Consider the following 2,427-nt stretch of genomic DNA (forward strand, 5'->3'; position numbering starts at 1 on the left):
CCCCCATCTTCCCCACTCCCCACTTCTGGGTCTCCCGCATGGTAAGAACTACGAACCAGGGGCCCGGAACGGACGTGGCTGAATCCCATTTCCCGTGCTATGGAGCCGAGTTGCTGAAATTCCTCTGGAGTCCAATATTTTTGGACTGGTAGATGCTCTAAAGAGGGGCGCATATACTGGCCGATAGTCAAGCGATCGCACCCCACAGCCCTCAAATCAGCCATTGCTTGGACGACTTCGTCGGTGCTTTCTCCGTGCCCCAGCATTAAGCCTGATTTTGTGGGAATTGTCGAATCCAGTTCTTTGACTATAGCCAACACTCTCAAGGAGCGATCGTACTTGGCTCCCCGGCGTACTGGCCCCGTTAAGCGTCGCACTGTCTCAATGTTGTGGTTGAAACAAGCCACTTTGGCTTCGACAATCGTAGCTATGCGCTGGCGTTGACTCGATTCCCCACTTCCTGCACCACCCCAGAAATCTGGAGTCAGGACTTCAATTTGAGTTTTTGGGTTGAATTGGCGGATAGTGGTGATGGTGTTCACAAAATGCCCTGCACCTTGGTCTGGCAAATCATCACGGGCTACAGAAGTCAACACCACATAATGTAATCCTAACAGCTGCACCGCCTGGGCTACCTTTTTCGGTTCCTCTAAATCAATAGGCATCGGCGCATGGCCTTTATCCACCTGGCAGAAAGCACAAGAGCGCGTGCAAGTAGGCCCCATCAATAAAAAAGTTGCGGTTTTTTGGGCGTAGCACTCTCCCCGATTGGGACAACGCCCTTCTTCGCAAATCGTATGAATTTGCCGCTGTTTAATAATGCGTTGTACGGTGGAGATTTCGCTGGCTTTGCCAATGGGGCGACGTAGCCAGCTAGGCATTGCCATAATTTCAGACTTGAGTTCAGCTTGTTGTGACGACATAAACAGTTAACTGTTGACTGTTGACGGTCTAAAAAGGCGTGTTTAATTCCATATCCAGAAGGAATGAGTTTTCCCAAGGTAGGGTGATGGGGAAAGTAATTTTTTTGTATCTTCTTGTCTGGTATGTCCCCATGTCCCTCATGCCCTAGATTAAGGCTAAAGCTTTAAATATCACAATGACACAAATTTAAAAGAACACAAGCAAAAGTTTTGCAAAACACGTTTAGCAATGTCATTTATACCGAAATATACTATCCCCCAATTCATAGATATTTTGTATATAGTGGGAGAATTCTCAAGGACAATCGGCAAAGCCGCTATTTACACTTAAAGTTTCTGTTAGAGCAAACAGTCGTGGCAAGCAATAAAATTTTAGTTATCGATGACACTACAGTTGTCAGGGTAAAAGTACGAGAAATGTTGCCTCCAGGCAATTTTGAGGTACTGGAAGCAAAAGACGGTGTAGAAGGACTAAATTTCATCCTTCAGGAAAAACTCAGCCTGATTATGCTGGATTTTCTCCTGCCTAAAATGAGTGGCTGGGAAGTTTTCCAGCAAGTTCAAGCTCATCCTGAGTTAAGGAAAATTCCTTTGGTGATCATGTCTGGTCGCAAAGAAGAGGTGACTGAAAAAATCCCAGAACCTTTTGAGTATTTTGAATTTCTGGGCAAGCCTTTCGATCAGAAGCAACTAATTGGCGCAATTAAGTTAGCTATGACAAAAGCGAAGCAGCCACGCCCAGAATTAGTTGCAGTGGGAGCTGCTACCGCTAAGAATGGCACTACCACAACCTCTGGTGTCACTAGTGCTACAGTAGCAACTTCCAGTGAGACAAATGCCATACTAACAACCCCAGCTACTGCAAATACTACAATACCAAACTCTAGTTCCCCAGGAGTCTCCCAGGCGGAAATTGAGGCATTGAACGATAAAATAGCCAAAATGCAAGCAGAAATAGAAAGCTTGAAGAAACAGCTAACTCAAGTTGTGACTTTTATTAAACAAAAAATCAAATAAGCTAAAACACATTTAAATTGCATAACTAATTCGCTGGCTGTTCTTTGTCATTGGTCAGTCTTAACCAGAGAATACGCAACTTGGACACAAATTAGCTTAAAATTTGCCATCGCTATTATCCTGTGCGGTTTCAATTACGAATTAATAATTACTAATTACTTGGTCGGGATGCGAGGGTATTATTAACCTCACTTGCTAGTCTAGCAAAGCATCCTTAGATCCATTAAGCCTGCCATAGTTTACTTTTGACAGCAAGAGTATGGCAGGCTTTTTTGTGATTTATGCTCGTAGATAACAAGACACAATATAAATGTTAGCGTCACAGCTAAAACCAATTTGAAAAAAGAATGCGACACATAGACAAGACCCCTCCCTTGGGGTGAGCGAAAAAAGGTGTGGGGAGTGTGGGAAGTGTGGGGAGTGTGGGGAGTGTGGAGGGTAATTTTTTGGATACTTAGCTAGAAATCCCACACAAAATTTCGTTCAC

2 protein-coding genes are annotated in these 2,427 nt (G+C 44.3%); one reads left to right on the forward strand and one right to left on the reverse strand.

Translation table 11 applies throughout. The features are described from left to right. Nucleotides 1-923: lipoyl synthase (gene lipA, locus GNE10_RS33910; RefSeq protein ID WP_185570419.1), on the reverse strand; the 923-nt coding region annotated here is incomplete at its 3' end. 354 nt (nt 924-1,277) lie between these two features. On the opposite strand from lipA, the gene GNE10_RS33915 reads away from it, so the two are divergent. Then, entirely contained in the window at nt 1,278-1,940 is a 663-nt protein-coding gene (locus tag GNE10_RS33915; protein WP_185570420.1) for a PleD family two-component system response regulator, read from the forward strand. Nucleotides 1,941-2,427: the final 487 nt, after the last annotated feature.

This window comes from Nostoc sp. 2RC (assembly GCF_014222165.1).
GTDB lineage: Bacteria > Cyanobacteriota > Cyanobacteriia > Cyanobacteriales > Nostocaceae > Nostoc > Nostoc linckia.